The organism is Glycomyces artemisiae (assembly GCF_003002955.1).
In the GTDB taxonomy this organism is placed as follows: Bacteria; Actinomycetota; Actinomycetes; order Mycobacteriales; family Micromonosporaceae; genus Glycomyces; species Glycomyces artemisiae.
In genome coordinates this window covers 119376-145706 of record NZ_PVTJ01000013.1, presented here as the reverse complement: position 1 = coordinate 145706, position 26331 = coordinate 119376, and the positions used below count along the sequence as shown (strand labels likewise).

The following is a 26331-nucleotide window of genomic DNA, read 5'->3' as shown; positions in this document are numbered from 1 at the left end:
GGGTTTGTAGAGTACCGAATAGATCGACGCATTGAAACGATTCACTTTCTGGGGGCCACTTGCCTGCTCTCGAACCCGATCCCGCCCCGGCGGCCGCACCGCCGCCCGTTCCCGCGGTCTCGCTCAGGGGCGTCGCCAAGTCCTTCGGCGCCGTCAGGGCCCTCCGTGGCGCGGACCTCGACCTCTACCCTGGCGAAGCCCATGCGCTCGTGGGCGAGAACGGCGCCGGGAAGTCCACATTGATCAAGATCCTGGCGGGGCTGTACCGCCCCGACGCCGGGGCCGTGGAACTCGACGGCGAACCGGTCGCCTTCGCCGACACCGCCGCCGCGATGGACGCCGGGATCGCCGTGATCTACCAGGAGCCCGCGCTGTTCGGCGACCTCTCCGTCGCCGAGAACCTCTTCATCGGGCGCCAGCCCAAGGGCCGCTTCGGCCTCATCGACCGCGCCGCCATGAACCGCGACGCCGCCGCGCTCTTCGCGCGCCTCGGCGTCCCCATGGACCCCGACCGGCCCGCCAAGGGCCTGTCGATCGCCGACCAGCAGCTCGTCGAGATCGCGAAGGCCATCTCCCGCAGCGCCCGCGTCATGGTCATGGACGAGCCGACCGCCGCGCTCTCCGGCGTCGAGGTCGAGCGCCTCTTCGGAGTCGTGCGGGCCCTGCGCGAAGACGGCGCCGCGGTCCTGTTCATCTCGCACCGCTTCGACGAGGTCGAGGCGCTGTGCCAGCGCGTCACCGTGATGCGCGACGGCGCGCACGTCTCCACCGACCTCCTCGCCGACGTCGCCGTCGAGGAGCTGGTGCGGCGCATGGTCGGCCGCGATCTCGGCGCGATGTTCCCGAAGCAGGACGTCGCGGCGGGCGAGGTGGTCCTCGAAGTCGAGGGGCTCACCCGCGAGGGGCTGTGCCGGGACGTCTCGTTCACGGTGCGCGCCGGGGAGATCGTGGCGCTCGCGGGGCTCGTGGGCGCGGGGCGCAGCGAGGTCGTGCAGGCGGTGTTCGGAATCGGGCCGCGCGACGCCGGCCGGGTGAAGGTGGACGGCCGGGAGCTGCCCGCGGGGAGCCCGCGTGCGGCGATGCGGGCCGGGGTGGCCCTGGTGCCGGAGGACCGGCGCCAGCAGGGCCTGCTCCTCGATCTGTCCATTATGCGCAATGCGACGATCACGCGGCGGCACCGCTTGTCGCGCTTCGGGTTCCTCATCGGCGGCGCGGAGCGGCGCGCGGCGGCGGACTGGAGCGCGCGACTCAACGTCAAGTTCGGGGACCTCGCCGATGCGGCCGGGACGCTCTCGGGCGGGAACCAGCAGAAGGTCGTGCTCGCGAAGTGGCTGGCGACGGGCCCGAAGGTGCTCATCGTCGACGAGCCGACCCGCGGCATCGACGTGGGCACGAAGGCCGAGGTGCACCGGCTGCTGTCTTCCCTTGCGGCGGACGGGGTCGCGGTGCTCATGGTGTCCTCCGAGCTGCTGGAGGTGCTCGGGATGGCCGACCGGGTCCTGGTGATGCGCGAGGGGCGGATCGCCGGGGAGCTGGGGCGTGACGAGGCGACGGAGGAGTCGGTGATGGTGCTGGCGACGGGGGCGGCATGACGGCGCTCGCGAAGGCGCGGACCGGGTCCGCAGGGCTCGACCTGGTGCTGCGGTTCCGGGCGCTCGGGCTCGTCGTCGCGCTCGCGGTGCTCGTGGGGGTGACGACGGCGCTGAACCCGCGGTTCCTCAGCGCGCAGTCGGTGCGGGACCTGCTGTTCGCGGCGGCGGTGACGCTGCTGCTGGCGTGCGGGATGACCGTGGTGGTCCTGACGCGCGGCATCGACCTGTCGGTGGGCTCGGTGCTGGGACTGTCGGCGTATGTCACCGGGAGCGCGTTGAGCGCCACGGGGATGGGGACGGCGCTCGCGCTGGGGCTGGGCCTGGCGGTCGGCGCGGCGTGCGGGGCGCTCAACGGCGTCATCGTCTATTTCGGACGGGTGCCGCCGCTGGTGGCGACGCTGGGGACGCTGTACGTGCTCCGCGGCGTCGTGTACTTCATCGCGGGCGGCACGCGGATCAACGCCTCGGACCTGCCGCGCGGGTTCCTCGACTTCGGGAGCGGGCACGTGCTCGGCGTGCCGTACCTGTTCGCGGTGTCGGTGCTGGTCCTGGCCGCGGTCGGGGTGTTCCTGGGCCGGTACCGGGCCGGGCGGGACCTGTACGCGCTCGGGTCGAACCCGGAGGCCGCGCGCCTCGCGGGCGTCCCGGCGGGGCGGCGGCTGATGACGGCGTACGTGCTGTCGGGCGCGCTCGCCGGGCTCGGCGGGGTGCTGTACGCGGCCCGGTTCGGGACCGTGGACGCCTCGGCGGGGTACGGGATGGAGCTCGACGTGGTCGCCGCGGTCGTGGTCGGCGGCGTGGCGATCTTCGGCGGGGCGGGGACGGCACTGGGTGCCGGGCTCGGGGCGCTGCTGCTCACCGTCATCGACAACGCCCTGCCGGTGCTGCGCATCGACCAGTTCTGGCAGCAGGCGATCGTCGGCGCTTTGATCCTCGCGGCCATCGCGCTCGACCGGCTCGTGAGCGTCAGGGCCGCGAGGGCACTGCGAACGAAGGGGTCCCATGTCCGCTGACCTGCGCCGCCTCGCGCGGCCCCTCATGACGTGGGACGCCGCGATCATCGCGGTCACCCTGGCGTTCCTGGTCGTCGCGTCGATGACGGTGGAGCACTTCGGGACCGCGCGCAACGCCGGGTACATCATTCTGGACCTGGCCCCGATCCTGCTGCTGGCCTTGACGATGACGCTCATCGTCACGACCGGGGAGATCGACCTGTCGGTGGCGAGCACCGTGGGCCTCACCAGCGCCGCGATGGGCGTCATGTGGAACGGCGGCATGGCGCTGGAGACGATCATGCCGGTCGCCGTGCTGCTCGGGGCGGTCCTCGGGGCGGTGAACGGGCTGTTCGTCACCGGGTTCGGGCTGCCGTCGCTCGCGGTCACGATCGGCACGCTCGCGCTGTACCGGGGCCTGGCGTACGTGCTCCTCGGCGACACGGCGGTCGCCGACTGGCCGCGGCTGTTCACGGGCTGGACGCTCGGGACGATCGGCGATGGGCCCGTGCCGAACGTGCTGATCCCGATGCTGGTCCTCGCGCTCGCCTGCGGGCTCGTGCTCCACGCGACGCCGGTCGGCCGCTCGATCTACGCGGCGGGCGCGAACCCGATCGCCGCCTCGCGTGCGGGGATCGGCGTGGGGCGCTTGAAGTTCTGGCTGTACGTCGCCTCCGGGGCGATGGCCGGGCTCGTCGGCGTCCTGTGGACGCTCCGGTACTCCTCGGCGCGCGCCGACAACGCCGCCGGCCTTGAACTCACCGTCATCGCGGTCGTGCTCCTCGGCGGCGTGTCGATCTTCGGCGGCAAGGGCGCGCTGCCCGGCGTGCTCGCCGCCGTGGTCCTGCTGGTGTCGGTGCAGAACGCGCTGCGCCTGGCGCACGTCTCCACCGAGGCGCTCACCGTCGTCACCGGCACCCTCCTCATCGCCGCCGTCCTCGCACCGAACGCCTTGGGCGCCTTGCGGACCGCACTCCGCAGACGCCGCACCACCGCCACCGGCCGAACCGCATGAAAGGCAGCAAGCCCATGAACCGCAGACGCCTGACCCTCCTCACCACCCCGATCCTGGCCGCGGCCCTCCTCGCCGGCTGCGGCGGCACCACCCAGGGCGACGACGACGCCGGCGGCGGCCCCGCGGGCGACGCCAGCGCCGACCCCAACGCCGAGTATGAGACCGGCCTGTCGTTCGCGATGCTCCCGAAGTCGGTGAACAACCCGTACTTCGACGCCTCCAGCACCGGCGCGGAGGCCGCGGCGACCGCCCTGGAGGGCGCGTTCGAGTACACCGGGCCCTCCGATGCGTCAGCGTCGTCGCAGGTCAGCTACATCGACACGTTGAGCCAGCAGGCCACCGACGTGATCCTCCTGTCGGCCAACGACCCGAACGCGCTGTGCTCCTCGCTGGAGCAGGCCCGCGCGGGCGGGTCCGTCGTCGTCACCTTCGACTCCGATGTGGACTCCTCGTGCCGGGACCTGTTCGTGTCGCAGGTGGACAGCGACGAGGTCGGCCTGGCGCTGCTGGAGATGGCCGCGGAGCAGATCGACGCGACCGGCGAGATCGCGATCCTCTCGGCGACCGCCAACGCCACCAACCAGAACGCGTGGATCGAGGTCATGGAGGCCGAGCTGGAGTCGAACCCCAGCTACGCCGACATGGAGCTGGTCGACGTCGTGTACGGCGACGACGAGGACGAGAAGTCGTTCTCCGAGACCCAGGGCCTCCTCCAGGCCCACCCGGACCTGAAGGCGATCATCTCCCCCACCACGGTCGGCATCGCCGCGGCGGCCCGGTACCTCTCGGGCTCGGAGTTCAAGGGCCAGGTGGCCCTCACCGGCCTCGGCACGCCGAACCAGATGCGCGAGTTCGTGAACGACGGCACGGTCACCGAGTTCGCCCTCTGGGACCCGACCGCCCTGGGCGAGCTCGCCGCCTACACGGGCGCGGCCGCCGCATCGGGCATCATCACCGGCGCCGAAGGCGAGGTGTTCACCGCGGGCGACCTCGGCGAGTACACGGTGGGCGCCGACGGCGTCGTCACCCTCGGCCCGCCCACGAGGTTCAACGCCGACAACATCGACGACTTCGACTTCTGACCCCCGCAAACCGGGCGGCCGCTCGCGCGGCCGCCCGGCCAAGGGGTTCTTGGGCAGGCGTAATGGCGGGGGGAGGCACCCGCCCCGGCATCAACGATGCCCGACGGGTACGACATCCCCCCAGCGGCTATTCGCGAGCAGCCTCGATTTCCGCGAGGGCCTCGCCGGGGATGCGGCGGGGCAGTTCGACCAGGACCTCCGTGCGGCCTCCGGCGAGGCGTTCGCGGAGTTCGCCGAGGCCCTTGGCGGTGACGCGGATCTGCGGCGGGTCGATCACGCGGCGGCCGGTCCGGGGGTGCGAGTGCGACTGGGGGATCTCGGAGAGCCTCCCGGCCGCGATCGCGGACTGGTAGACGCGCCACGAGTGGTCGCTGCGCTGGCGGTAGGTCCACCCGAGGTCCCCGAGCGCGGCGAACAGGCGGTTCTGCCCGATCTCGATCGACGGGTCCCGAGAGAGGATCTTCGCGGCGTCGGCGACCGAGAAGTCGCCGCGCCCGGAGGCGAGCACCTCCCACGAGGCCGCCGCCGGGGCGATGTCGGCGAGCTTGACCTGCAAGCGGCGCTTGGCTTCCAGCGCGGCGAGGTAGCGGCGGGCCACCTCGATCTCGTCGAGCTCGTCGGCGTCCACAGGGGTCGGCGCGACCGCGACGTCGGCGGCGATCCCGCGAAGGACCACGGCCGTCTGCGCGGCGTCCTGATAGCGCTGCCACGCGCGGTAACCGAGGTGCGGCATGGCATCCCGCGCGGCGGGCTGCTGAACGGGGGCGGATTCGAGCATGTTCGGCTCCTCTCGGGAGGGCGTCCTCAGCGGCTTCCAAGGACCGTCCTTACCTTCGATCATACGTTCGGGGTACGACATTTTCCCTCCCCGCGAACACCCCGATTTCCCCAGTTCAGCGGGGAAATTTCGACGGTCCCGGCCACCGCCGCGTGCCGCCCTGCCCTACCCTTGGAGGCGACCATCCGCACCCCCGGGAGTGAGCACTTGGACGACGCGGCACCGACCCTCCAGGACATCCTGCGCCGCCGCCAGCAGGACGCCTTCGTCGGCCGCGACTCGCGGCTCGCCGAGTTCCGCACCAACCTCCACCTCCCGCCCGCCGACCCCGCGCGCCGCTACATCGTCAACGTCTCCGGCATCGCCGGCGTCGGCAAGTCCTTCCTCCTCCAGCAGTTCCGCCGCATCGCCCAGGCCGAAAGCGCCGCCTGCGCCTATGTGGACGAGGACTACTTCGAGGTCGTCGAGACCATGTCCGCCATCGCCGCCGACCTCGCCGCCCAGGACGCCCGCCTCGCCGAATTCGAAGCCCAGCTCGCCACCTACCGCCAGCGCCGCAGCGAGCTCGAAAGCGATCCGAATGCGCCCCTCGGCGACATGCTCACCACGAGCACGGTGCGCGCGGGCATGGCCCTCGCGAAGACGGTGCCGGTGGCGGGTGCGATCACCGAGTTCGTCGATGCCGATGCGCTTGCATCGCAAGCCAACCGGTTCCGCGCCTTCTTGGTGCAGAAGTTCAAGAAGAAGGCCGACATCGACCTGCTGCTGTCCCCGGTCGACGTGCTGACGCGGGAGTTCGTCGGCGCGGTCAATCGGATCGCCGCGGAGCGGCCGGTCGTGCTCTGCTTCGACACCTTCGAACGCACCGCGCCTTATCTAGAGGACTGGCTCCTCGACCTGTTCTCGGGCAAGTTCGGCGGCCTCTCGGCGAAGGTCGTCACCGTCGTGGCCGGACAGCTCGCGCTGGCCGACAACCGCTGGTCCCCGCTCCGCAGCCTGATCGCGGCCTACCCGCTCGAACCCTTCACCGAGGAGGAGGCCCGCGGCCTCCTCGCCCAGCGCGGCGTCACCAGCGAACCCGTTGTGGAAGTGATCCTCTCGCTCTCGGGCCGCATCCCGATGTGGCTGGCGACACTCGCCGAGAACAGCCCGCAAGATCCTGGTGCCGTGTTGGACCCGACCGAAGACGCGGTCAAGCGCTTCCTCAAATGGGAGCCCGACGAACAGCGCCGCAAACTCGCCGAAGCCGCCGCTCTCCCCCGGCGCTTCAACCGCGACCTACTTCCCGAGGGCAATGAGGACCTGTTCGACTGGCTCTGCGGCCTGCCCTTCGTCTCCCGCGCAGGCGACTACTGGCGCTACCACGACGCGGTCCGCGACCCGATGCTCCGCTCGGCCCGCGTCACCTCCCCGCAGCGTTGGCGCGAGCGCCACCAGGCGCTCGCCGAGCACTTCGCCGCCGAGCAGGAGGCCCTCGGGGTGGCCGAGGGCGATGAGGGGAAGGACGAGCAATGGCAAGCGCTCATGCTGGAGGCGATGTACCACCGGCTCTGCGCGGCCCCGGTGACGACATTCTCCCCGGCGATAAGCGCAGTCGCGGCTGCCAGTGAATCGAGCGTTGCGCTCGCCCGCCGCTGGGCGGCGATGCTCACCGAGGCCGGGACGTCCGCAGGCGCCGAGCAGCTCGCCACGTGGGGCGCGCGCTTGACCGAACTGCTCAAGGACGAACAGGACAGCACCGCCTTCCTCACGGCACTGCTCGACAGCGGCGAACTCAACCCGGATACCCGCGAGCTCACGTTGGTGAACCGCGCTTGGTCGCATCGGAACCGCGGCCGATTCGAGGAGTCCCTGGACGATTGGAACCGCGCCCTCGAACTCGCCCCGGAGCGGGCCGACTGCTACACCGAGCGCGGCATCGTCCTGCAATTGATGGAGCGCTACGAGGAGGCGATCGCAGACTTCGATCAGGCGATCTCGCTCGCTCCTGAAGACGGTGCCGCCATCGCCCAGCGCGGCCTCACGTACCACTTGCAGGGCCGCTTTGAAGAGGCGCTCCCGGAACTCGACCGCGCTCTCGGCCTCAGTCCAGACGACGGCTGGAACTGGATGCTCCGGGGGTGGATGCACGACGCGATGGGCAACGAGGAGGCTGCACTCGCCGACTACGACAGGGCCGTCGAGCTCATCCCCGAGAACGCCGTCCCGTACGCCTACCGCGGAGCGCTCCACCGGTTCGCGGGCCGCTTGCAGGAGGCGCTGGCCGACCTCGACAGGGCTATAGAACTCGACCCCGATGACGACTGGGCGCTTGAGAATCGCGCCGCCGCCCTCATGGACCTTCGCCGGTACGACCGGGCCCTTGCCGACCTCGAACAAATCATCGAACTCGGCATCGAGAGCGAATGGCGCTTCATCCAGCGCGCCATGGCGTACCTGGCGACCGGGGACGCCGAGCCGGCGTTGTTCGAGTTGACACGGCTCGCGGAAGCCGATCCCGCGGACAGCTGGTTGCGGTTGCTCAGGGCTGTGGCGCTGAAGGCCACGGGTGCCGCCGAGGAGGCGGACCGGGAACTCCTCGCCGCGATCGACTTGATCCAGACGGAGACCGACGAGCACCTGCGCGGCTTCAACATCGTCGTCTATCTGCTGGTCCTCGGCCGGACCGGCGAGGCGCGGGAGCGGCTCGACGCGGTGCTGCAAGCGGAGCCGCCGACCGAATCCGTGGTCGACTTCCTCGACGACCTGGACTTCCTGATCGCCTGCCCCGGGATCGAGGTCGCGGAGCTGGAGGAGTCCCGATCAGCCGCAGCCGAGTACAAGGACCGGCTCCCCGAGGCCGGGTGACCGCGGTGCCGCCCGCGGCACCGCGGTCGACGTGAACTACGCCTTGCCGACGGCCGAGACCAGGGCCTCAGCGAGCTCGACGGGCTTGGTGAACTGGGGCCAGTGGCCGGTCGGCAGGTCGATGTAGGTGACGTCCTTGACCGAGGCGGGCTCCTTGACGAAGGGGACGCCCTGTTCGATCCAGGCGAGGACCATGGCGGAGCTGAACTCGCAGCAGATCATGGTGATGGGGATGTCGAAGCGGCGCTCGTCGTTCAGGACCTGCTTGTCGTAGGCGACGCCCTTGGGGGTCGGGATCGACCTGGCGCGGAAGGCTTCCCGCAGCTCCGGGGTGAGGTCGACGAGGTCCTCGTCCTCGAAGACGTTCCAGTCCGGGAGCGGGATCTCGCCGTCCACCACCGGGAGCTCGTCGTTGATGACGCCGCCGGGGCCCAGCGGAGCGGAGTCGACGTAGACGACGCGGGCGATGCGGTCGGGGCGGGCGTCGGCCACGGCGTGGGCGACCGCGCCGCCGCCGGAGTGGCCGACGAGGATGACGGGGCCGTCGAGTTCGTCGACTTTCGCGATCACGTAGTCGACGTGGTCGCGCAGGCCGATGCCGGAGCGGTCGGCGTCGACGGACTCCATGCCGGGGAGGGTCAGCGCGTGGGTCCGGTGTCCGGCCTTCTCCAGGGACGGGGTGATGTCGTCCCAGGAGGACGCGTCGAGCCAGAAGCCGGGGATCAAGATGATGTCCATGGCCCCGACCCTAACGGCCGGGACCGACATCCCGGGCTGGTTCGCGGACCCGCAGGTCAGCGGTAGTCGTTCTCCTTCAGCTCGATGACCCAGGCGCGGCGCTCGCAGATGAGGCCGTCTCTCATCACGAAGACCTCGGCCATGGACATGCGCATCTCCTCGCCGTTGTCGCGGGTCGCGGCGCCGGTCAGCTCGGCCATCACGGTGTCGCCCTGCTCGACCATGCGGACGACGTCGAGCGTGGGCGGTCCGATGAAGCCGGGGCCCTCGATCGCGGCGTCGTACGCGGACTTGCCGCTGAGCTGGAACGCGCCGTAGACGGTCCAGGCGATGTCGTCGGTCAGGCAGGACAGGATCTGCTCGTGGTCGCTCCGGCGGAAGCCGTCGAGGTAGCGGTTGACGGTGTCGGTGTTGCGGGACATGGCGCGGTTCCCCTCCCTGTGCGGACGGCCGACGCTACCCGCCGCCACCGACAATCCGGCCGGAACGCCGGGAAGACGGCGGGAAGAAGAGGATTCAGCCCACGCGGAGGGTCATCACCGTGATGTCCGCGTTCGCGCCGACGCGGATCGGGGGGCCGTTGGTGCCGGCGCCGTTGGTGACGTAGACCTGGGTGCCGTGGTGGGTTTCGAGGCCGGTGAGCTGGCCGCTGCGCCAGCGCGAGAGGAGGTGGACCGGCCACATCTGGCCGCCGTGGGTGTGGCCGGAGAGCTGGAGGTCGACGCCGTATCCGGCGAGGCGGTCGACGGCGCTGGGCTGGTGGGCGAGGAGGACGACGGGGCGGGTCGGGTCGCGGTCGCCCAGGGCCGCTTCGAAGTCGGGGCCGGTCTCGGTGGATTCCATGTGGCGCTGCTCGACGATGAGGTCGTTGACGCCCGCGAGGTCGAACCCGGCGAGTTCGACGCGGGTGTTGGGGAGGCCGGTCATGCCGAGCTCCTCGACGCGCTCGTACCAGGCGTCGGCGCCCACGTAGTGCTCGGCGTTGCCGGAGACGAAGAACGCGCCGTCGCGCGCGGACAGGTCGGCGAGCGGTTCGGTGGCGTCGCGGAGCTGGTCGGCCTCGTTGCTGGCGAGGTCGCCGACGAACGCGATGAGGTCGGGCTGCGTGCCGTTGATCCGGTCGACGACGCGGCGGCAGTAGCCGCTGCCGCGGATCGCGGAGAAGTGGGTGTCGCCGACGATCGCGATCCGGTAGCCGTCGAAGGCCCGGTCGAGGCGCGGGAGCGCGAGTTCCAGGGATTTGAGGCGCGGGGTCCGGTAGCCCTCGTAGAGGCCGTCGCCCACGGTGCCGAGGGCCACCGCGGTGGCGCCGAGGCCGATCGCGCGGGAGACGACGCGGCGGCGGGAGAGTCCTTCCGGGGTGCCCTCCGGTTCGGCGATCGCCTTCCTGAGCAGCCCCTTGTCGGGTTGGGTCTTGTTGCGGCGCAGCAGGAGCCAGCGAATCGGCTCCGCGATGATGAGCACGCCCGCCAGGTACATCATGACGCCGAACCAGATCCAGCCCGGCCAGCCGACCGCGGCCTGGAACCACATGGGGCCGTGGACGGAGGGCGTGAACCACTGGGCGAGCATCCCGAGCGCCCCCAAGGCGCCCAAGGCGATCCCGCCGGCGAGGCGCCAGCGCGAGCCGCGGCGGGTGGTGTCGCGGACCAGGCGCAGCCACAGGTAGGCGTGGAGGACGGTGAAGCCGACGGGGATCGCGATGTCCGGGACGGTCGACCAGAGCGCGTCCACGTCAGCGACCGGCCAGGGCGCCGCCGTTGGACTGGATGATCTGCGCGGTCACGTGCCCGGCCTCGGGCGAGGCGAGCCACGCGGCGAGGGCGGCGATGTCGCCGGGGGTGCCGGGCCGCTTGTTGTCGGTCTGTCCTATGAGCATGGTGCGGCGCTCCTCGGTCATGCTGGTGCCGAAGAACTCCGTGTCCTCGGTGTAGCCGGGGGCGATGACGTTCGCGGTGATGCCGCGCGAGCCGAGCTCGGAGGAGAGGTCGATCGCGTACGGGTGCAGGGCTGCCTTGGAGGCGCCGTAGCTGCCGGTGCCGGAGCCGCGGTAGGCGGCGATGGAGCTGAACAGGAGGATGCGGCCGCCGTCGTTGAGGATCGGCTTGAGGCCCTCGACGAGGTGGACGGCGGTCATCACGTTGAGCCGCAGGTTCGCGTTCCACGCCCACGAGACGCGTTCGAGCCCTTGGAGGTCGGCGGGGGCCTTCGCGGCGGTGTTGCCGCCCGCGGCGGCGGCGACGACGTCGATGCGTCCGGCGTGCTCGGAGGCGTGCTGGAGGACGGCGGCGGCGCCTTCGAGGGTTTCGAGGTCGGCGGCCACATAGGAGGCCTGGTCGCCGATCCTGCTCGCGGCGTCGGCGAGGACGTCCTCGCGGCGGCCGGTGAGGATGACGTCGTCACCTGCGGCGGCGAGGCGCTCGGCCACGGCGAGGCCGATGCCGGTGCCGCCGCCGCTGACCACTGCGGTGCGTGCCATGCGGTGCTCCTTCGGTCGGGTCCGGGCCCGACTCTAGCGCGGCGGCGCCGCCGGGGAAGAGCGACGCATCGCCCACCACGTCAAGCCGATGACGAGGAGGGTCATGACGGCGTTGTTGGCGTACTTCGCGACCGGGTCGACCTCGCCGATCGGGTCGGTGATGAAGCTGGGAAGCACGACGGCGTACAGGGCGCCCGAGGCGAGGGCGACCGCGTGCCGCGGCGTCCAGGCCATGGAACGGGACCAGAAGACGATCGCGACGGCACCGCCGCCGAGAAGCACGGCGGCGAGGGCGAAGCCCGTCCAGGAGTAGGAGACCGTGGAGGCGATGATGGCGGCGGCGCTGGCGGGGACGAGGGCCCACGCGGGCGGGACGCGCCGGGGCCGCCGGACCGGGTTGCGGCGCAGGAGGAACGCGAGCGCGATGAGGGCGGCGGCGCATGCGGCGGCGCCGGTGAGCTGGGCCGGGGAGGCGTGGTCGGTCTCGTTGGCGTAGTGGTCGCGGAGGACGAAGTACGCGGCCGCGAGGTAGACGATGGCGGTGACGGCGAGGCCGGGGGCGCGGAGCCAGGGCCGCTGCGGGCCGCGCGTGTGGATGGCCTCGACGATGGCGATGGGGGCGGTGAAGCTCCAGGCCATGTGCCCGCCGACGAAGGTGAGCATGGTGATCGCGCTGATGCCGAGCGCGTCGATGCGGGTCGGTTCGGTCATCGCGGCCCAGTAGTCGATGCCGCGGTAGTCGGTGGAGAACAGGGACTGGTCGATGATCCCGGCCTGGACGATGCCGAGCGCGGCGGCGAGGAGCAGGACGCCGGGCCAGCCGAGGCCGGTGCGGCGGGCGGTCTCGCGGATGAGGAGCGCGGGCGCGCCGTACAGGGCCGCGCCGACGAGGACCATGAAGACGAGGACGACTGGGTGCCCGGTGGTGTCGTCGTAGCCGGAGAGCAGCTCGGCGCACACGGGCGCGAGGAGGGCGAGCCCGAGCGCGGGCACGAGGCGGGGCGCGGCGGGCCCGGCGGTCTGGTCCATGGCCCCGACGCTACGGGCGCGGGGCGCCGCGGCGCATCGTTCCGCGGTATCGAGCCTGGTGACGGGGGTATCGGGCCGGTGCGACTTTGGTCAGGCGCGGGCGATCTGGACGAGGTCGGGGGCGGCGCCGCGGCGGACGAGGAGGGCGCGGCCGGGCGGGAGCTGGCGGCTGGCGGTGCCGTGGAGGAGGCGTCCTTCGAGGCGGTCGCCGGAGAACATGAGGCCGGGGCTGGACATGTCGGCGAGCTGGCGCAGCAGCGGTTCGTAGACGGCGCGGCTGGCGCCGCCGGTGCGGCGGGCGAGGATGAGGTGGAGGCCGAGGTCGCCGCCGTGGGCGGCGAGTTCGGTGAGCGGCGCGAGGGGGTTGCCCGCGGAGGTGGGCACGAGGTCGTAGTCGTCGACGACGACGAACACCTCGGGGCCGGTCCACCAGGAGCGCTCGCGCAGCTGCTGCGGGGTGACTTCAGGGCCGGGCAGGCGCTTCTTGAGGGCCTCGGCGAGCTCGGCGGCGTTCTGCGCGGCGTGCGGGCCGGTGTTGCAGTAGGTGACGAGGTTCCCTTCGGGGACCTCTTCGAGGTGGGAGCGGCGGTAGTCGACGACGAAGATCCCGGCCTCGGCGCCGGGGCGGCGCGCGATCTGGCGCATGATCGTGCGCAGCACAGTGGACTTGCCGGTCTGCGTGTCGCCGAAGACGATCAGGTGCGGGTCGGCGGTGAAGTCGATCGCGGCGGGCCGCAGGTCGCTCTCGGCGAGGCCGACGACCGGCGCGAGCGCGTACGGGTCGCCTTCGGCGGGAGCGCGGAGCGGCGGGACGAGGTCGTTGAGCGCGAGCGCGGTCGGGAGGGCCTTGACGGCGGCGACGCCGGGTCCGGGCCAGCGGCGGCGCACCGCTTCGGCGAGGTCGGCGAAGCCCTCCGCGAGGTCGTCGGCCGAGTCGGAGCCGTCGATGCGGGGCAGGGCGATGTGTCCGAACTTCTTGTCTGCGGTGAGGACCCGGCCGGGGAACTCCTTGGGGAGCTGCTCGATGAGCTTGCGGTCGATGCCGGAGTCGAAGGCGTCGGCGAGGCGCAGTTCGATGCGCCCGGAGATGGACGCGGCGAGGCGGGAGCGGATCTGCGTGGAGTTGACGGCGGTGAGCACGGTGTGGACGCCGAGCGCCGGTCCGCGCGAGGCGATCTCCATGAGCAGGTCGTTGGCGTCCTCTTTGGCCTCGGTGAGGCCGCCCCAGCCGTCGACGGCCAGGAGGACGTCGCCGGGGACGTCCACGGAGCCGTCGGCCGCGGCCCGGCGCAGCCCGGCGGCGGAGTCGATGCCCTTGACGCGCATGAGGTGCTCGCGGGCGTCGAGGAGTGAACGGACCTCGGCGAGGGTGCGGGCGACGAGTTCGGGTTCGGCGCGTCCGGCCGCGACGGCGACGTGCGGGAGCTTCGCGAGGCCGCCGAGGGCGCCGCCGCCGAAGTCGATGACGTACGCGGCGAACGCGGTCGGCGGGTAGCGCAGGGCGAGGCCGGAGACGAGGGTCCGCAGGAGCGTGGACTTGCCGGAGGTGGGGGCGCCGAGGACGGCGAGGTTCGCGTCGGCGCCCGACAGGTCCCATTCGAGGGCGTTCTGGCGCTGCTCGCGCGGGTGGTCGGCGAGGCCGAGGACGGCGGTGAGGCGCGAGCCCGGCTCGGCGGGTTCGGTGTCGACGGCGTTGAGGGGCATGGACTCCGGCAGGGGCGGCAGCCACACGGGGCGGACCGGCAGGGTGCCGTCGGTCTGCGCGGCGTGGGCGAGGGAGGCGACGAGGACGCGGAGCACGGAGTGCTCGGGGTCGGGCTGCTCACCGCCGGGGCGCAGGGCCGCGGAGTTGACGAGCGCGTCGAGGACGTTCACGGTGGGCGGCACGGGCCACGGCAGCACCGGGAGGCTCCGCTGCTCCACGTCGCGCGGCGGCGTGTACTTGCCGGAGACCATGGCGGCCTTGAACCTCGTGAAGATCGTGGTGTCTACTTTGAGGTATCCGGAGCCGGGCTCGGGCGGGAGCCGGTAGGCGTCGGGCACGCCGATGGCCTCGCGGCTCTCGGCCTCCGAGAAGGTGCGCAGGCCGATCCGGTACGACAGGTGCGATTCGAGGCCGCGCAGGTGCGCCGCCTCCAGGCGCTGGGTCGCCAGCAGCAGGTGCACGCCGATGGACCGGCCGATGCGCCCGACCGCGACGAACAGGTCGGAGAAGTCGGGCTTCGCGGTCAGCAGCTCCGAGAACTCGTCGATGATGACGAGGAGGTGCGGCAGCGGCTCCAGCTCGGGGCTCGATTCGCGAAGGCGCGCATAGGCGTGGACGTTCGGGAGGTTCCCGGCGTCCTTGAGGATCTGCTGGCGCCGGGTCATCTCTCCGTAGAGGGCCTCGGCGAAGCGGTCGACGAGCCCGAGGTCGTCGGCGAGGTTCGTGATCGCGCCCGCCGAGTGCGGCAGGTCGTCGCAGTCGGCGAACGTCGCGCCGCCCTTGAAGTCCACAGTGAGCAGCGCGAGGCGGTCGGGCGGGTGGCGCACCGCGAGCGCGGCGACGAGCGTGCGCAGCGCCTCGGACTTGCCGGAGCCGGTGGCGCCCACGATGAGCCCGTGCGGGCCCATGCCGCCGAGCGCCGACTCCTTGAGGTCGAGCTCGACGGTGCGGCCGTCGGCGTCCACGGCGAACGGGACGCGCAGCAGCGAGGACTCCTCGCGGGGCGCCCAGGTGCGGCGCCAGTCCACATCGGCCGGATCGGCGACGCCGAGGATGTCGGCGAGGCCGTGGACCCCGGAGAGGGCGTGGGAGACGTCGTCGAGCGCGAGCCGCCACGGGCTCACCGCCCGCGCGAGCGCGGCCAGGTCGGCGGGGTCGAGCCGGTCGGGGCGGCCGGTCGCGGTGGTCTCGCCGACCGCGCCGTCGCCGCGCTCGATGCGGGTCACCGCGACCGATTCGGCGTCCACTTTGATCCGGATCGCGGTGTGCTCGGGTTCTTGGCGCTGCTCGGCGACGAGGGTCCAGACGTGGACGCCGAGCAGTTCGAGCCCTTCGGCGTCGGGGACGATCCCCGGCAGCGACACCTGGTGCTCGCCGTCCACGACGACGAGGAGCCGCCGCGCGCCGGGCCCGGGCGGCCCGCCGCGGCGGCGCCGCAGCTCCGCGGCGCGCAGCGCCAGGTCGTCGGCGAGGAGCTCGGCGAGTTCGGCCGTGGTCGGGCAGATGAGCGGGACCGGGGCCTCGGCGGAGGTCGGGTCGGCGAGGAGGTGCGGCAGCCACGACAGCGGGGTCCACTGGGGAGCGACGTTGGGGTGGGCGACGATCGCGATGCGCAGGTCCTCGGGAGCGACGAGGACCGCGAGCTGCGCGAGCATCGCCTGCGCGGCGGCGCGAGTGCGCGCGAACTCGCCGACGATCGCGGTCTCGCCGACGTCCCCCGCGGGCACGGTGAGCGGCTGGTCGGCGAGGTTCGCGTACTGCTCCACGAGTTCCTCTGCGCCCGAATGGCACACGGGGTCGTAGACGACGAGCGGGCTCTGCTCGTCGATCTTCAGCGACAGCGACCGGCTCAGCGGGACCGAGGCGAGCCCGCACCTGACGTGCAGCAGGTCGGGGTCGGTGTTGCGCCGCTCCCAGCGGCGCCTCGGATCGCAGGCGAGGCCCAGGAGCAGCCCGGGGTGCGGATGGCGCCGGGCGGCGTGGTCGCGCTGGGCCTTGACGGCCTCGCGGATGGTGTGGCGGGCGTCTTCGAGGTAGTCGAGGTAGCGTTCGCGCTCCTGCCGGAGCTTGCGCCTGGGCCCGGACCGCATGGCCACGAACAGGACCACGCCCATGGCGACGCTCGCGACGAGCATGAGCAGCCCGGCCGTGGCGTACAGGGGCCGCTGGAGGTTCGACAGGACCATGATCATCGCGCCCGAGCCGGACATGAGCGGCATCATGAGCATCGGCGCGCCCATCGCCGCCGACGGCGGCTCGCCTAGGGCCGGAGGCGAAGCGAGCGTGATCGGATCGGTGCCGACCTCGGGCGCGGGGCGCCGGGCCGGGCGGCGGACGACCTCGGTGCCCATCAGATCCCGCCGATCATCGCGTACAGGCCCGACAGGTGCCCGGCGAGCGCGATGAGCCCCGCGACCAGGAGCGTCTCGGCGACGGCGACCACGCGCCGCCACCACGCGGCCGAGACCGCCGAGCGGGAGACCGACGCGACCGAGACGTACGCGAGCCCGGCGAGCACCGCGAGCGCGGGCAGCCACGACAGCAGCGGGTCGGAGTGGCCGATCCACAGCCATGCGGCCCAGGCGAGCGCGGCCATGCCGGTGAGGCGCAGCGGGGCGACGTGGCGCACGAGCTCGAAGATGCGCGAGCGGGTCAGGAGCGCGAGCGCGCCGCCCGCGCCCATGAGCGAGGCCCACGGGTCCGCCTGCGCCGCAAGGAGGGCGGAGGCCGCGGCGGCGGTGGCGGCGAGGCCGCAGACGGCGCCGGTGAGGCGGGCGTCGGTGGCCTGGAGGCGGCGGGCCAGGTGCTCCTCGCTCGTGGGCTCGCCCGCGCGCACGTCGCGGTCGAGGGCGAACAGGCCCGCGGAGGACATGGCGAGGCGGGGTACGAGCGCGATCGCGAAGAGCGCGATGAGGAGCGCGAGGGTCTCGGCGCGGACGGCGGTGAGCCCCATGCGGGCCCACAGGGCCCAGGCGAGGGCGCCGAGGCCGAGCGCGACGGCGATGCCGACGGCGTAGGCGGTGGCGAGGCGGGCCCCGGCGCGGGCGACGACGGCGAACGCGAGGGCGGCGAGCCCGGCGCCGATCATGCGGGTCGCGGTGTGCGCGTGGCCGTCGGCGGCGAGGACCTCGACGGCGGTGTGGCCGGTGCGCCCGGCCCACAGGGCGCCGCCGGTGAGCGCGAGGTGGGTCATGAAGTCGTGCTGGCGGGCCGACCACCAGGACATGAGGACGGCGAGGAGGCAGACGAGGCCGCCGGTGAGCAGGACCGCGGTGTCGGCGCCGGGGCTGAGCGCGGCGGCGGCGACGAGGACCCCGGCGGTGGCGACGGCGAGGAGGCGTCCGGTGCCGGACTCCCAGCGGGCGCCTCCGGCGTCGACGGCGTCCTCGACGGCGTCGCGCACGTCCTCGACGGTGTCGGGGAGGGCCGCGGCGGTGGCGTCGTGGAGGAGGAGCACGCCGCCGTCGGGGACGCGGGCCGCGGCGAGGGTGTCGCCGGGGGCGAACGTCGCGCCGTCCATGGTGGACAGGGCCCAGCCGGTGCCGTCGGCTTCGGGCTCCTCGGGGCCGGTGTGCCGCAGGAGCTGCGGGAGGAGTTCTGCGACCGGCAGGTCGTCGGGGAGCGCGAGGTCGCGCGTGGCGCGGGGGCCGACGATCGTGACGGTGCTGTATCGACCGGGCAAGGTGGGCCTTTTCAGTCTTGGTCGCTGGGCGCGTTCAGTCTTGGTCGTAGGGCGCGGTGACGGCGGCGGCGCGCTCGGCCTGCTCCTCGGCGTCGCGCTCCTTCTGCTTCTGGAAGGCGCCGGCCACGGCGATGGCGGCGACGATGAGGGCCACCGCGACCGCGCCGATGAGCGCGGCGGGCCACAGGGGCTGGCGCTGCCGCCAGCTCCGGGCGGAGCCGTACAGGACGGCGGCGCGGAGCTGGCGGCGGCGCAGCGCGGCGGCCTGGAGCACGTAGCGCTCGCTCTGGCCGGTGCGCCGCATGACCATCGGCGCGAGTTCGGTGCCGGGGTCGGACGCCGTCTGCGGCTCGGTCAAGAACCCCACCGGGCGTCGATGCGGGAGATCGCGCCGTTCCAGTTGGTCCCGGCGTCCTCGGTGGCGGTCGCGAGCTTGTTGAACGCGGCCTGGACGTCGGTGAACTCGGATTCGGTGGTGGTGTTGAAGGTCTGGAAGCCGGCGGTGCCGGCGCCGACCCACTTGGGGGTGACGGTGCCGACCGCGCCCTGGATCTGCCCCAGGATGGCCTCGAAGCGGCCGCGGTAGGTGTGCTGGACACCGGCGAGGTTCTGGAGCTCGCCGACGTTGCCGTACAGTTCGTATCCTGCGCCAGGCATGATGGACGGTCCCTTCTAGACGGCGATGTTGATCGGCTTGATACCGGGGAGGCCGCCGCCCGCGGTGGTGTACCCGGCCTCGTTGGAGTCGTCGGTGGTGAAACCGTCGGTGCTGGTGGCGCCCTGCGCCATCGAGGAGACCCCGTACTTGTCGGCGAGGGCGTTGTAGGCGGTGACGAACTCGGCCTTGGCGGCCCGGAACGCGGTGAGCGCGTTGCCGCCCTGGGCGTTGACGTCGTTCTCCATCTCCTGGATGAGCGCCTGGAGCTGCCCGAAGAGCTCCTCGACGGAGAGGGCGTGGTCGTTGGCGCTGACGTTGAGCGCATTGGCCTCGGTGAGACCGAACTCGTTTCCGGCCATGGGGGTGCCTCCTTTGGTAAGGATGTGGATGGCCCGTGCATGGAGCGTATCGGTACATGTTGACACGCTCATGAAGCGGAAGTAAAGAGGCGATCCGGACTCCGGGGCCACTCGGGAAGCGGTTCCACGACTCGCGCAACACTAGCCACTTCCGTTGTGGCGCAAGCAAGACAGTTCACCAGATGTTATTCCAATCCTCACAGGATTTCGGTACGCTGACCGCAATCCGCGCCTGCACCCCCCTGGAGGACCGATGGATTACCTGGGAATGAACCCGAATCGCGCGAGCGCCGGCGGCGACGAGGTCATGACCCTCGCCGAGAGCTACGGCAGCCTCCGCGGCGACCTCATGGGCACCCTGGAGGGCGCCATCGCCGCGGCGGGCGAGCCCGAGGTGCTCAGCGGCTACGAGGACTTCGGCGAGAAGTGGTCGACCGACCTCGCCAGGACCGCCGCCCACGGCGAGAGCGTCGGCGGCAGCGCCAAGCTCACCGTGACCGACGGCGTCGACACCGACGACCTGAACTACGGCAACTTCCTCATCGACCCGCCGGACCCGACGCCTCCCACCATCCAACCCTGATCCACCCCCGATCCGGAAGGGCGACAACGATGGCAGCCATTCCCACCCTCGGCAGTTTCGACCCCCCGACCACCACCGCCGACGAGGACGCCCTCGAAGCGGCGGCCCGGACCCTCGACGCCCACAGCGGCCGCATCCTCGGCCAGGGCACCGACGTCGTCGCCCAGATGGACCATACCGCCGTCGAGTTCAGCGAGCTGGTGTCCGAGCCGATCAAGCGCCGCGGCGGCGAGTTCCTGTCCGCGGCGACCGCCGCCATGGAGGGCGCCGTCTGGGGCTCGGCCGTGACCGTCCAGTGGGCCGGCTCGGTGCGCGAGTACAAGGAGGCCGTGAAGGCCCTGCTCGCCGAGTGGGAGGCCGCGGTCGGCGACTCGTTCGGCATCCGCGAGTCCGAAGTGGGCGGCGGCACCCCGAACCTGACGCCCGCCGAGCGGGAGGCCGCGACCGAGGAGGCCACGGCCTACGCCGGGCAGCTCAAGCTCGCCGAGATGAACGCCGCCGCGAACGCCGCGTACGAGAAGTTCAAACAGGACGCCGCCGACACGGGCGCCCGCCTCAAGGAGGGCCCGACCCCGGAGAACCTGCGCGCCATGGCGGAAGGCGGCGTCGACTCCTGGGCCCTGTACAGCCTCTTCGGGATGAACGCCCCGCTGCCGCTCACCGGCGACTGGGGCGGCGTCCTCGGCAAGGACCTGCTCGACGCGATCGCGCGGGGCAACGTGGAGGACCTCCCCGCCTCGGTCCGCGGCCAGCTCGGCGCCCTCCAGGCGCTCATCGAACGCGCCCACTACCTCCAGTCCATCGGCGAGCGGCTGTCCGCGGGCGAGCTCGACTACCTGGAGCGGTTCTTCGGCGCGATCGACAAGAGCGTCTTCGACATGCCCGAGCTCCTGGGCGACACGAACTGGTCCGACGCCGACAAGGCGCTCATCCTCGCCGGGATGGGCGGCGGCCTCCTCGCCGTCTCCGACGAGAAGCTCGGCGGCGGCACCGCCCGCCTCCCCGACTCCGTGCGGAACTTCGTGGCGGCCTATGCGGGCGGCAAGGGCAAGGACGCCCTCCCCTACCGCATGTCCGAGCCCTCCGACGGCGACGAGCTGCGCGCCCTCGCGTCCATGTTCGACGCGCTCGACGACCAGGGCATGGCGCTCATGCAGGGCGGCCGGGACTTCTCCGCGGCGATCACGATCGCGACGGCCGAGCACCTCGACTCCGACGGCAGCGGATCGGTGTTCACCATCAGCGAGGCGACCGCCCGCACGCTCCTGGACCACAGCACCGCCAACTTCGAGGCCAACACCGCGATCCTCAACGGGGACATCGAGCACCCGTTCTACAAGGAGGACACCGCCGAGCACGTCCTGCGCGAGATGTTCGGCCACCAGTGGGAGGACGGCGGCGCCACCGGCGCCAAGCTCATCGACTGGATCCCGCGCGCGGCCACCTCCGGGGACAAGGAGCTCCAGGACCTGGCGACCGAGGCCGCCTACCACCTCATCACCACGATGACGAACGACAAGGCCGCCGAGCACTGGAACGAGTCGGCGTACCAGTTCTTCACCGACGGGTACGGGAACATCGGCGAGTTCGACAAGGCGCCGCTCGGCGTCGCGAACCCGCTCATCGCGCAATCCATGGGCCGCACCGCGATCACCTACATCGACTACCTCGACGCGCCCAACGTCGACCGCGACTCCGAGCTGACCCTCAGCAACGACCCCCGCGCCGACGACATGTTCCTGGACAAGGGGACCCGCGCCCGCTTCGTCGAACTCGTCATGGGCGACAAGACCGCCGGGAACGCGCTCGGCGAGGCGGCCTACGCGAAGGTCATCGCCGAGGCCGGCGACATGGCCGACTGGAAGGGCTGGCAGGACGCGCGCAAGGAGGCCCTGGAGGACGGCGGCCTCATCGGCCTGCTCGACACCGCGTACAAGAACGTGTACGAGGACGCCACGGGCGACGCCGCCGACGAGGCCACCGTGGACAAGCAGCACGCCACGTGGGTGCGCTCGGCCTCCACGATCCTCAAGGAGATCGTCACCGAGATCCCGCAGGTCAAGGCCATCAAGGGCGTCGGCCAGATCCTCATCCGCGAGGGCCTGGAACTCGGCAAGTGGTCGCCCAACCAGATCGAGTCCAGCGGCATCTGGCAGTTCGCCGACAACGGCGCCCCCGCCCAGGGGGACCGCGAGGGCGACCCCGAGTACGAGAAGTTCGGCTTCGAGGTCACCCACAGCGTGGTCTCCAACCTCCTCTCCGACTCGAAGTCCGGTGTGGACATCGACGACGTGCGCGCGATCGACTCGCGCCTGGTCGAGAAGGGCGCCGACGGCGAGTACCGCCTGCGCGACGCCGACGAGCTGCTCAAGGCCAACGACCCGCCCAGCAGCGACCAGCACCGCGGCAACCTCGACTTCCGCGAGGCCAACGCGGCGCTCCAGCAGCTGTTCGACGCGAAGACCGGCAAGCTCTACGAGAGCTACGTCGACGCCTTCGTGGACCAGCGCAAGGACCAGTGAACCGGGAAGGGCGGCCCGCCCCTCCCCCGAGCTAGGAACCCTCCACTGTGACCCAGACCGATCCGCGTGCGCCGCAGCGCGACCTGCCCGACAAGATCCAGTCCTCGCTCGCGGGCCTGCGCGACCGCATCGGCGCCAACCGCGCCGTCGCCGCGACCGCGGCCGTCGTCGCCGTGGTGCTGCTCGTGGCGATCGTGGCCGCCGTGCTCGCCTCCGGCGGCGAGGACGACCCCCAGCCGCAGGCCGAGCCCTCCGGCGACGCGACCGCCTCCGCCGAGGCGGGAGGGGACACGGCCCCGACGCTGCCCGCCGACGGCGCCTACCTCGTCCGCCAGGAGGCCACCGGGCTGTGCGCGACCGCCGGGCCCGAGCCGGGCAACGACGCGCGCACCGTCATGGTCCTCGGCGACTGCGCCGCAACGTATCCCGCGAGCTTCGGCTTCGCCTCCGAAGGCGCGGGCGTCTACACCGTGAAGCTCGACTTCGCCCAGGACGACTGGCAGGCCTGCTGGGGCGCCGACGACCCCGCCGACGAGCCCGGATACCTCAGCGCCGGTTACGAATGCGCGGACTCCGACCTCCAGCGGTTCCAGCTCACCGGCGCCGGAGCCGACTCCTACACCCTCGCCGTCCTCGCCTCGGGCCTGTGCCTGGGGCTGCTGGAGGGCGCCGCCGCCGAAGCGGGCGCGGCCCTCGCGACCGCCCCGTGCGACCCCGACGACCCGAACCAGCGGTTCGCCCTGCTGGTCCCCTGACCCTCCTGTAAGGACCCCTCCTGTGGAACCCTGGCCGCCTCCCGCGCCCCGCGGGCCCCGGCACGCCTCGCCGAACGACCTGCCCGCGCGCCTGCGCGACCGCCTCGAACGGGCGCGGATGCGCCTGGGCACCAGCCAGACCATGGCCGGGACCGCCGCCGTCGTCGCCCTCGTGCTGACGGTGGCGGTGGTCGCCGCGGTCATGGCCGCCGGGGACGGCGGCGGGTCCGGCGCCGCCGCGCAGGACGCGAGCACCTCGCTCGCCTCGACGCCGTCCCCTTCGGACTCGCCGTCTCCGTCGCCCTCCCCCAGCCCGTCGCCGTCGCCTTCCGATACGACGGGCGAGGAGGCCGCCGACGCCCCGCGGAACACCACCGAGGAGCCCGAATCCGAAGCGCCCGAACCGGAACCGGAGTACCCGGCCGACGGCTGGTACCGGATCAAGCAGGAGGCCAGCGGCCTGTGCCTGAGCACCGGCCCCGAGCCGAACAACGAGGGCCGCACGGTCGTCGTGCTCGCCTCCTGCGGCTCCACGAACCCCTCGACGCTCCAGGTCGTCGCCTGGGACGAGGGCGTGTACGTGTTCAACATGCACTTCGCCGACTGGAGCGCCTGCATGGGCGCCGACGCGCCCGCAGATCAGGAGGGCTATCTCATGGCCGCGTACTCCTGCGAGTTCACCGAGACCCAGTTCTGGGAGCTCACGCCGCTCGGCGGCGGCGGGTACACCATCAAGACCTCGGCTTCCGGCCTGTGCGTCGGCATCCTCGAAGGCCGCTCATCCACTTCGGGCGAACCAACCGCCACGGCCGCCTGCGATTCGGGGGACTCCCAGCGCTTCACCCTCATCTGACCGCATCCTATATCCTATAGGATATAGGATGCACGATCCGTGTCAGTTCGCGTCGGGCCCGCCCCGCTCGGCGCAGATGACCTCGGCGTTGGCCTTGATCCAGTCGAACATCTCGACGAGGCGGTCGCTGGTGCCGCGGCCGACCTCGTTGAGGCCGTAGGTGACCTTCGGCGGGGTGGACGGCTCGACCTCGCGCCAGACCAGGCCGTCGCGCACGAGGGTGCGCAGGGTCTGGGAGAGCATCTTCTCGCTGATGCCGTCGATGCGCTCGCGCAGCTCGAAGAAGCGGAGCTCCCCGTCGCGCAGGGCGAGCAGGACCCAGATGCCCCAGCGGCTCGTGATGTGGTCGAGCACCTGCCTTGCGGGGCAGTCGGTGTGAAAGAGCCCACTGCCTTCCGGCGCCGGCAGCACCGCTGCCTGTTTTCCTCCTGGCATGTCATGAGCTTACCTCAAGGTACGTCCTTCCCAGAAGTAAGTTTCGCTCCTACCTTGGGTTTCACACCGTCTACGGAAGGAAACCAAGATGATCGTCGTCACCGGAGCCACCGGCAACGTGGGCCGCCCGCTCGTCGAGATCCTCGCCGCCCGCGGCGAGGACGTGACCGCCGTGTCCCGCGGCGAGGCCGAGCTCCCGCCCGGCGTCGCGCACCGCACCGCCGACTTCACGCGGCCCGAGACCCTCGACGCCGCCTTCGCCGGGGCCGACCGGCTGTTCCTGCTCACCCTCGACCACTCGCTCGACATCGCGGCGATCCTCAAGGCCGCCGACGCGGCCGGGATCGGCCGGATCGTCTTCCTCTCCTCCGAGCGGGCCGTCACCAGGCCGAGCGCGGAGACTCAGGCCTTCGAGAACGCCGTCACCGCAAGCGGTATCGAATGGACGCTCCTGCGGCCGGGCGGCTTCGCCAGCAACGCGATCCCGTGGGCCGCCGAGACGATCCGCACCCGCCGCGAGATGATCATGCCGTTCGGGGACGTCGGGCTGCCGCTCATCGACCCCCGCGACATCGCGGAGGTCGCCGCCACCGTGCTCACCGAGGACGGCCACACCGGCCGCGCGTACCTGCTCACCGGCCCGGCCCTGGTCACGCCCCGGCAGCAGGCCGAGGCGATCGGGGCGGCCCTCGGCGAGCCGGTCGCGTTCACCGAGCAGACCCGCGAGGCCGCCTTCGAGCAGCTCCTCCAGTACTGGCCCGCCGAGATCGTGGAGGGCTCGCTCGACGTCATCGGCGCCCCGAACCGGGCCGAGCTGCACGTCAGCCCCGAGGTCGAGCGCCTCCTCGGCCGCCCCGCGACCTCGTTCGCCGAGTGGGCGAAGCGGAACGCCGCGGCGTTCCGCTGACCCGCAGCGCAGGCCGCCGTCCCGGTCGGGACGGCGGCCTGCTGCGTTCCGTGGACCGGTGAACCACAGAATGCAACGTTGTAGAAAATCCTTGTGTTAGCGGTAAAACTCGGTTAGCCTGTCTACGCGTATATCGACATACGCAAATATCAAGACAGATCCAGTCCTCGACGGCCGAGCGTCACCCGGTACCGCACCCGGCCCCGACTCGGCCGCCCCTCCCTCACACAGGGGCAGAAGGAGTCCACCAATGAGAACCGAGACCACCGTCCGCACGGGGCGGAGGCGGCGGCTCACCGCCGCGCTCGCCGTGCTGATCGCCGCCTTGACAACCGCCGCCACATTCATGCTCGTCAACGCGAACGCCAACGCCGACATCACAGCGCGGCAGGACTGCGCTCCGGCCCAGCCGCCCTCGGTCGGCGGCAGCCTCGGCGCCCACGACCCCGCCCTGTGGGCCGGGTGCGCGGGCGAGCCCTGGTACGTCTTCGCCACGGGCGACGAGCGCTTCGGCGGCGGCACGCCATCGATCCGCCGGTCCACCGACGGCGGCCGGACCTGGCAGTCCATCGGCACCGTCTGGAACGCCAAGCCCGCGTGGATCACCCAGCAGATCCCCGGCGTCACGAACCTGTGGGCGCCCGAAATCCACTACGACGCCGCGCAGGGCCTCTACTACCTCTACTACGCGGCCTCCACGTTCGGCTCGCAGCGCTCGGCGATCGGCCTCGCCACGAGCCCGACTCTCGACCCGTCGGCCCCGGGCTACGGCTGGACCGACAAGGGCGCGGTCTTCCAGTCCTACAACGGCAACGCCTACAACGCGATCGACCCGAACATCGTCGTCGACGACTCCGGCCGCCACTGGATGGTCTTCGGGTCCTGGTGGCAGGGCATCCACACGATCCAGCTCGACTGGCCCTCCGGCAAGCCCGCCTCGGGAGCGACCCCGATCCGCCTGGCCACCAAGAGCGGCGGTATCGAAGCGCCCTCGATGACCAAGCACGGGAGCTACTACTACCTGTTCACCTCGATCGGCACGTGCTGCGCCGGAGCGGACTCGACGTACAAGATCACCGTCGGCCGGTCCGCCTCCCCCACCGGGCCGTTCGTCGATGCGTCCGGAGTGGACATGCGCAACGGCGGCGGCACGGTCGTGCTGGGCGCGTACGGGAACAACGTCGCCGCCGGCGGCCAGTCGATCCACCGCGGCCTGATGGCCTACCACGCGTACGGATCGAACGGCGGCTTCACGCTCGACATCGAGCGGATCGAATGGAACTCGGCGGGCTGGCCCGTCCTCAACGGCAACTGAACGGA

General features: G+C 71.9%; 23 protein-coding genes. 11 read left to right on the top strand and 12 right to left on the bottom strand.

The genetic code is table 11. From position 1 onward, the window contains the following. Window positions 1-59: 59 nt before the first annotated feature. The 4 genes from B0I28_RS25095 to rhaS are packed head-to-tail and all read left to right on the top strand — an operon-like array spanning window position 60 to window position 4681. The gene (locus tag B0I28_RS25095) at window positions 60-1592 is read left to right on the top strand and encodes a sugar ABC transporter ATP-binding protein (RefSeq protein WP_106366601.1); all 1533 of its coding nucleotides are present in this window, start codon (window positions 60-62) and stop codon (window positions 1590-1592) included. Next, window positions 1589-2605 carry an ABC transporter permease gene (locus tag B0I28_RS25090; protein ID WP_106366600.1) on the top strand — a complete coding sequence of 339 codons (1017 nt, stop codon included), beginning with the start codon at window positions 1589-1591 and terminating at the stop codon, window positions 2603-2605. Before B0I28_RS25095 ends, B0I28_RS25090 begins: the two co-directional genes overlap by 4 nt. Next, window positions 2595-3599, top strand: a complete 1005-nt coding sequence (locus B0I28_RS25085) for an ABC transporter permease (protein WP_106366599.1) — start codon at window positions 2595-2597, stop codon at window positions 3597-3599. The genes B0I28_RS25090 and B0I28_RS25085 overlap by 11 nt, the downstream gene beginning before the upstream one ends. Window positions 3600-3613: 14 nt before the next feature. Further along, window positions 3614-4681: a rhamnose ABC transporter substrate-binding protein gene (rhaS, locus tag B0I28_RS25080; protein ID WP_106366598.1), complete on the top strand. Its 1068-nt coding sequence runs from the start codon at window positions 3614-3616 to the stop codon at window positions 4679-4681. A 127-nt stretch (window positions 4682-4808) separates the two neighbouring features. Here rhaS and B0I28_RS27525 read toward each other — a convergent pair whose 3' ends face one another. Beyond that, window positions 4809-5459 carry a phage antirepressor KilAC domain-containing protein gene (locus tag B0I28_RS27525; RefSeq protein WP_219926979.1) on the bottom strand — a complete coding sequence of 217 codons (651 nt, stop codon included), beginning with the start codon at window positions 5457-5459 and terminating at the stop codon, window positions 4809-4811. 207 nt (window positions 5460-5666) lie between these two features. On the opposite strand from B0I28_RS27525, the gene B0I28_RS25070 reads away from it, so the two are divergent. Continuing rightward, on the top strand, window positions 5667-8306 hold the full coding sequence (locus B0I28_RS25070) for a tetratricopeptide repeat protein (protein WP_181245959.1): 2640 nt from the start codon (window positions 5667-5669) through the stop codon (window positions 8304-8306). 36 nt (window positions 8307-8342) lie between these two features. Here B0I28_RS25070 and B0I28_RS25065 read toward each other — a convergent pair whose 3' ends face one another. From B0I28_RS25065 to B0I28_RS25020, 10 genes are all read right to left on the bottom strand, one after another. After that, window positions 8343-9044: an alpha/beta fold hydrolase gene (locus B0I28_RS25065; RefSeq protein WP_106366596.1), complete on the bottom strand. Its 702-nt coding sequence runs from the start codon at window positions 9042-9044 to the stop codon at window positions 8343-8345. Between the two features lie 56 nt (window positions 9045-9100). Continuing rightward, window positions 9101-9466, bottom strand: a complete 366-nt coding sequence (locus B0I28_RS25060) for a nuclear transport factor 2 family protein (RefSeq protein ID WP_106366595.1) — start codon at window positions 9464-9466, stop codon at window positions 9101-9103. A gap of 94 nt (window positions 9467-9560) precedes the next feature. Beyond that, on the bottom strand, window positions 9561-10778 hold the full coding sequence (locus B0I28_RS25055) for a metallophosphoesterase (RefSeq protein ID WP_106366594.1): 1218 nt from the start codon (window positions 10776-10778) through the stop codon (window positions 9561-9563). Between the two features lies 1 nt (window position 10779). Continuing rightward, window positions 10780-11523, bottom strand: a complete 744-nt coding sequence (locus B0I28_RS25050) for an SDR family NAD(P)-dependent oxidoreductase (RefSeq protein WP_106366593.1) — start codon at window positions 11521-11523, stop codon at window positions 10780-10782. Between the two features lie 33 nt (window positions 11524-11556). After that, entirely contained in the window at window positions 11557-12552 is a 996-nt protein-coding gene (locus tag B0I28_RS25045; RefSeq protein WP_106366592.1) for a hypothetical protein, read from the bottom strand. Window positions 12553-12642: 90 nt separating this feature from the next. Beyond that, window positions 12643-16608 carry a type VII secretion protein EccCa gene (gene eccCa, locus B0I28_RS25040; protein ID WP_106366591.1) on the bottom strand — a complete coding sequence of 1322 codons (3966 nt, stop codon included), beginning with the start codon at window positions 16606-16608 and terminating at the stop codon, window positions 12643-12645. Beyond that, on the bottom strand, window positions 16608-17939 hold the full coding sequence (locus B0I28_RS25035; protein WP_106366590.1) for an EsaB/YukD family protein: 1332 nt from the start codon (window positions 17937-17939) through the stop codon (window positions 16608-16610). The genes eccCa and B0I28_RS25035 overlap by 1 nt, the downstream gene beginning before the upstream one ends. 34 nt (window positions 17940-17973) lie before the next feature. Continuing rightward, window positions 17974-18306 carry a hypothetical protein gene (locus tag B0I28_RS25030; protein ID WP_106366589.1) on the bottom strand — a complete coding sequence of 111 codons (333 nt, stop codon included), beginning with the start codon at window positions 18304-18306 and terminating at the stop codon, window positions 17974-17976. Further along, complete coding sequence (locus B0I28_RS25025) at window positions 18294-18596, bottom strand: WXG100 family type VII secretion target (protein WP_106366588.1); 303 nt, start codon at window positions 18594-18596, stop codon at window positions 18294-18296. Before B0I28_RS25025 ends, B0I28_RS25030 begins: the two co-directional genes overlap by 13 nt. A 15-nt stretch (window positions 18597-18611) precedes the next feature. Then, window positions 18612-18956: a hypothetical protein gene (locus B0I28_RS25020; RefSeq protein WP_106366587.1), complete on the bottom strand. Its 345-nt coding sequence runs from the start codon at window positions 18954-18956 to the stop codon at window positions 18612-18614. Between the two features lie 268 nt (window positions 18957-19224). Here B0I28_RS25020 and B0I28_RS25015 point away from each other — a divergent pair, with 268 nt between their 5' ends. From B0I28_RS25015 to B0I28_RS25000, 4 genes are read left to right on the top strand one after another with little or no spacing between them, the layout of a single operon-like run. After that, window positions 19225-19539: a hypothetical protein gene (locus B0I28_RS25015; RefSeq protein WP_106366586.1), complete on the top strand. Its 315-nt coding sequence runs from the start codon at window positions 19225-19227 to the stop codon at window positions 19537-19539. Window positions 19540-19568: 29 nt separating this feature from the next. After that, window positions 19569-22061, top strand: a complete 2493-nt coding sequence (locus B0I28_RS25010) for a TPR repeat domain-containing protein (RefSeq protein ID WP_106366585.1) — start codon at window positions 19569-19571, stop codon at window positions 22059-22061. Between the two features lie 47 nt (window positions 22062-22108). Beyond that, window positions 22109-22816 (top strand): RICIN domain-containing protein, encoded by a 708-nt coding sequence (locus B0I28_RS25005; protein ID WP_106366584.1) that lies wholly within the window; start codon window positions 22109-22111, stop codon window positions 22814-22816. A gap of 22 nt (window positions 22817-22838) precedes the next feature. Further along, a complete protein-coding gene (locus B0I28_RS25000) occupies window positions 22839-23669 on the top strand; it encodes an RICIN domain-containing protein (RefSeq protein ID WP_106366583.1) in 831 nt (276 codons plus the stop codon). A gap of 42 nt (window positions 23670-23711) precedes the next feature. On the opposite strand, the gene B0I28_RS24995 is transcribed toward B0I28_RS25000, so the two are convergent. Further along, complete coding sequence (locus B0I28_RS24995; protein WP_106366582.1) at window positions 23712-24104, bottom strand: winged helix-turn-helix transcriptional regulator; 393 nt, start codon at window positions 24102-24104, stop codon at window positions 23712-23714. 88 nt (window positions 24105-24192) lie between these two features. Here B0I28_RS24995 and B0I28_RS24990 point away from each other — a divergent pair, with 88 nt between their 5' ends. Beyond that, a complete protein-coding gene (locus tag B0I28_RS24990; RefSeq protein ID WP_106366581.1) occupies window positions 24193-25011 on the top strand; it encodes an NAD(P)H-binding protein in 819 nt (272 codons plus the stop codon). A gap of 250 nt (window positions 25012-25261) precedes the next feature. Beyond that, window positions 25262-26326 (top strand): arabinan endo-1,5-alpha-L-arabinosidase, encoded by a 1065-nt coding sequence (locus tag B0I28_RS24985; protein WP_106366580.1) that lies wholly within the window; start codon window positions 25262-25264, stop codon window positions 26324-26326. Window positions 26327-26331 lie beyond the last annotated feature (5 nt).